This window comes from Streptomyces antioxidans, assembly GCF_000968685.2.
Taxonomy (GTDB): domain Bacteria; phylum Actinomycetota; class Actinomycetes; order Streptomycetales; family Streptomycetaceae; genus Streptomyces; species Streptomyces antioxidans.
Map to the genome: position 1 here is coordinate 1 of NZ_LAKD02000034.1, position 4,973 is coordinate 4,973.

General features: G+C 73.0%; 1 protein-coding gene and 1 pseudogene. Both read right to left on the reverse strand.

The window, feature by feature from the left end:
• Nucleotides 1-1,976, reverse strand: a pseudogene (locus tag VT50_RS15085) (type I polyketide synthase); the annotation flags it as partial.
• Between the two features lie 55 nt (nt 1,977-2,031).
• Nucleotides 2,032-4,973, reverse strand: a 2,942-nt coding sequence (locus tag VT50_RS15090; protein WP_143645221.1) for a type I polyketide synthase, incomplete at its 5' end; no start/stop codon positions are given.

The window sequence follows — 4,973 nt, forward strand, 5'->3', positions numbered from 1 at the left end:
CAGTGCTCCAGCAGCCGGAACAACGCCACCTCGACGGCGAACAGCGCAGGCTGGGTGAACGCCGTCTGATCCAGCAGCCCGGCATCCGCACCGCCCTCGGCCGCGAACATCACGTCCTTCAGCGGACGGTCCAGCACCGCGTCCAGACGCGCACACACCTCGTCCAACGCCCGGGCGAACACCGGGAACGCCTCGTACAACTCCCGCCCCATGCCCAGGCGTTGCGCACCCTGGCCGGAGAAGAGGAAGGCGGTCCTGCGGCCCTTCGCCGCCTGTCCCCTGACCACGCCCGGCGCGATCTCGCCCTGGGCCAGGGCCCGAAGGCCGCGCAGCAGGCTCTCGCGGTCCTCACCGATCACCGCCGCGCGGTGCTCGAACGCCGCCCGGGACACCGCCAGGGAGTAGCCGACGTCCGCTGCCCACGCCAGCGCGGGATCCCCGTCCAGGGTGGCGCCGTGCTCCGTCAGACGGGCGTACAGCCGCTCGGCCTGGGCCCGCAGCGCGGCCTCGCCCTTGCCGGACACCAGCCACGGGACGACGGCGGTGACGACGGGTTCGGGCGCCTCGGCGCCGGGCTCCGTCTGCTCCGGCTCCTCGGGCGCGGGGGCCTGCTCGATGATGGTGTGCGCGTTGGTGCCGCTGATGGCGAAGGAGGAGATCCCCACCCGGCGCGGACGGCCCGTCTCCGGCCAGGGCCTGGCCTCGGTCAGCAGCTCCACGGCCCCTGCCGACCAGTCCACGTGCGGGGTCGGCTCGTCCACGTGCAGCGTCTTCGGCAGTACGCCGTGCCGCATGGCCATCACCATCTTGATGATGCCCGCGACACCCGCCGCCGCCTGCGCGTGGCCGATGTTGGACTTGATGGATCCGAGCCACAGCGGCCGGTCCTGCGGCCGGTCCTGGCCGTAGGAGGCGATCAGCGCCTGGGCCTCGATCGGGTCGCCCAGGGAGGTGCCCGTGCCGTGCGCCTCGACCACGTCGATCTCGTCGGGGGTGAGTCCGGCGCTGTCGAGCGCCTGGCGGATGACCCTGCGCTGCGAGGGGCCGTTGGGGGCCGTCAGACCGTTGCTCGCGCCGTCCTGGTTCACCGCGGAGCCGCGCACCACCGCCAGCACCGGGTGGCCGTGGCGGCGGGCGTCGGACAGCCGCTCCACGAGCAGCACACCGACGCCCTCGGACCAGTTGGTGCCGTCGGCGGCCGCCGCGAAGGGCTTGCAGCGGCCGTCGGACGCGAGCCCCCGCTGGCGGCTGAACTCGGTGAACGTCCCGGGGACCGCCATCACGGTGATGCCGCCGGCGAGGGCGAAGTCGCACTCGCCCTGGCGCAGCGCCTGCGCGGCCAGGTGCAGCGTCACCAGGGACGACGAGCACGCCGTGTCCACCGTCACCGCGGGGCCCTCGAGGCCCAGGACGTAGGAGATCCGGCCGGAGGTGACGGCGGGGGTCTGCCCCGTCATCAGATGGCCCTCGACCTCCTCGGCCTCCAGGGGACCGGCCGAACCGTAGCCCTGGTAGGCGGCGCCCATGAACACACCGCCGGTGGTGCCCTTGACGGACAGCGGGTCGATGCCCGCCCGCTCCAGGACCTCCCAGGACGCCTCGAGCAGCAGCCGCTGCTGGGGGTCCATCGCCAGCGCCTCGCGCGGGGAGATCCCGAAGAACACCGGGTCGAACAGGGCGGCGTCGTGCAGGAACCCGCCCTCGTTAACATAGCTCGTGCCCTGGCTCTCGGGGTCCGGGTTGTACACCTCCTCGTGCCAGCCGCGGTCCTTCGGGAACGGTGAGAGCCCGTCGGCGCCGTCGGCGACCATGCGCCACAGCTCCTCCGGAGAGCTGACCCCGCCGGGGAAGCGGCAGCTCATCGCGGTGATCGCGATCGGCTCCCGGTTCTTCGCCTCCACTTCCCGCAGGCGCAGCCGGGTGCGGTGCAGATCGGTCGTGACCTTGTTCAGATAGTCGCGGAGCTTTGTCTCACTCACCGTTCTCCGTCACTCTCTTTCCAGTCGGGTTCGGCGGGCTCTTGAGAACGGTTCACGAGAGACCCAGTTCGTTGTCGATGAAGGCGAACAGCTCGTCGTTGGAGGACGATCCGATGCGTTCGGCCACCTCGGCGGTGGCGTCGCCGTCGGGAGCCTCGCCCAGCTTCTCCAGGAGCTCCCTCAGCCGGTCGGCCACCTTGGTGCGGGTCTCGCCGTCGTCCATCACGTTGGAGAGCAGCGGCTCCAGCCTGTCGAGCTCGGCGAAGACCACCGGCTCGCCCGCGCCACCGTCCGGAAGCAGCTCCTCCCGCAGGTGGTCCACCAGCGCCGTGGGGGTCGGGTGGTCGAAGACCAGCACGGCCGACAGCCGGAGCCCGGTCTCCGCGTTGAGCCGGTTGCGCAGCTCCACCGTGGTCAGGGAGTCGAAGCCCATGTCCTTGAAGGCCATGTCGGGCTCCACCGCCTCCGGTGAGCCTTGCCCGAGGACGGTGGCCACCTGCACCCGCACCAGGTCCAGCAGGGCCCGGTACTGGTCGGCCGCGGAGAGTGCGGCCAGGCGGTCCCGCAGCGTCCCGGTGCCGGTGTGCGCGGTCTCCGCCGCCGCGGCCCGGCGCCGGGGCATGCGCACCAGACCGCGCAGCAGGGCGGGTACATCGCCGGTGCGGGCCTGGACGCGCAGGGCGGCGAGGTCCACATGGGTCGGCACCAGTACGGTCTCTTCGGTCCCGAGCGCGTCGTCGAACAGCGCAAGGCCCTCTTCTGAGGTGAGCGCGTTCAGCCCGGCGCGGGCGATGCGCTGGAGGTCCGCCTCGCCGAGGTCCCCGGTCATCTCGCTGCGCTGCTCCCACATGCCCCAGGCCAGGGAGACCACGGGGAGGCCGAGGGCGCGGCGCTGATGCGCGAGCGCGTCCAGGAAGGCGTTGGCCGCCGCGTAGTTGGCCTGGCCGCCGCCGCCGAAGTTGGAGGAGGCCGAGGAGAACACCACGAACGCGGAGAGGTCGAGGCCGCGGGTCAGCTCGTGGAGGTGCAGCGCCGCGTCCACCTTCGGACGCAGCACCTTGTCCACCCGCTCCGGGGTCAGCGACTCCACCACACCGTCGTCCAGCACACCCGCGGCGTGCACCACGGCCGACAGCGGACGCTCCGAACCGATCCCCGCCAGCAGAGCCTCCACCGAGGCACGGTCGGCCACATCACACGCCACCGCCTCCGCCTCGGCACCCAGACCCGCCAGCTCCGCCACCAACTCCGCCGCACCCGGCGCCTCCGCACCACGACGACTCGTCAGCACCAGACGCTCCACACCGTGCTCCACCACCAGGTGACGGGCCAGCAGCGCACCCAGACCACCCGTACCACCCGTGATCAGCACCGTGCCGGGGCCGTCGAACGGCGTGGTCTCCGGCTCGGGCCGGTCCTCGGCGGGGGCCACCCGGGCGAGGCGCGCGGCAAGCACCCGTCCGTCGCGCACGGCCACCTGCGGCTCCTCGGCAGTCAGGGCCGTCCGGAGCGCCGAGGACACCTCGCCCCGCTCCTCCGGGTCCAGGTCCACCAGCAGGAACTTCCCCGGGTGCTCGGTCTGCGCGGAGCGCAGCATGCCCCATGCGGCGGCCTCGGCCGGGGTGCGTACCTCCTCGGAGGAGCGGGCGCCCATCGCGCCACGCGTCACGAACACCAGATAGGAGTCGTCGAACCGCTTGTCGGTGACCCATGTCCGCACCAGCTCCAGCGCGCGGTACGTGGTGTCACGCACCCGTCCCGCCAGGTCCGCGCCGTCGTCGATGCCAACCGCGTCCGCGGCGCCCACCACCATGACGACATCCGGCGCCGTGGCACCGGAGTCGACAGCCTCGCGCAGCGCGGCCAGATCCGCGTACGCCGCCACGTCCGCGCCCGCGGTCTCGAAGCCGGAGCGCACCCCCAGGTCGTCGGTGCCCAGCACGGCCCAGGTGCCTTCGGAGGCGGGGGCCGGGGCGCCGACGGGGACGGGGATCCAGTCCAGCCGGAAGAGCGAGTCGTGCCCGCCCGCCGGGGAGCCTGCCGACTGGATCTGCCCCTCCGCGACCAGCCGCAGCACCAGGGCGTCGACGGTGGCCACGGAGCGGCCACTGGTGTCGGCCACCGTGAGGCCGATGGAGTCGGGCCCGAGCGAGCTGAGGCGCACCCGCAGCTCCGAGGCGCCCGTGGCCCGCAGCGACACACCGGTCCAGGAGAACGGAAGCCTGGCGAGGCCCGCCTCCTCCTGGGGTACGAACATGACGGCCTGGACCGCCGCGTCCAGCAGGGCCGGGTGCAGTCCGAACTGCCCGGCGTCCGAGGCGTTCTCCTCGGGCAGCCGCACCTCGGCGAAGACCTCGTCGCCGCGGATCCACACCGACCGCAGACCCTGGAAGACCGGGCCGTAGGCGAAGCCGCCCGCGGCCATCCGGTCGTAGACGTCCTCGGTGTCGATCCGCTCCGCGCCCTCCGGGGGCCATACGGCGAGGTCGGCCCGGCCGGTCTCGTCCGGTGCGCCGCCCTGGGCGAGCAGACCGGAGGCGTGCTGGACCCACGGCTGCTCCATGCCGGGCTCTTCCAGCCGGGAGTACACGTTCAGCGAGCGCGCGCCGTTCTCGTCCGGGCCGCTCACCGCCAACTGCAGGTGCACCGCGCCGCGTTCGGGCAGCGCCAGCGGTGCCGTGAGGGTCAGCTCCTCGACCCGGTCACAGCCCACCTGGTCGGCGGCGTACAGGGCCAGTTCGAGGAAGGCGGTGCCGGGCAGCAGGATCGTGTCCTGGATCGTGTGGTCGACGAGCCACGGGTGGGTCTGCGGCGAGAGGCGGCTGGTGAAGAGGAAGCCGTCCGCGTCGGGCAGCTCGACCGCGGCGCCCAGCAGCGGGTGGGTGGGCGGGATGAGCCCCACGGCGGTGACATCGCTGGCGAACGAGGTCAGGGCCTCCAGCCAGTAGCGCTCCCGCTGGAAGGCGTAGGTGGGCAGCTCGACCCGGCGGGCGT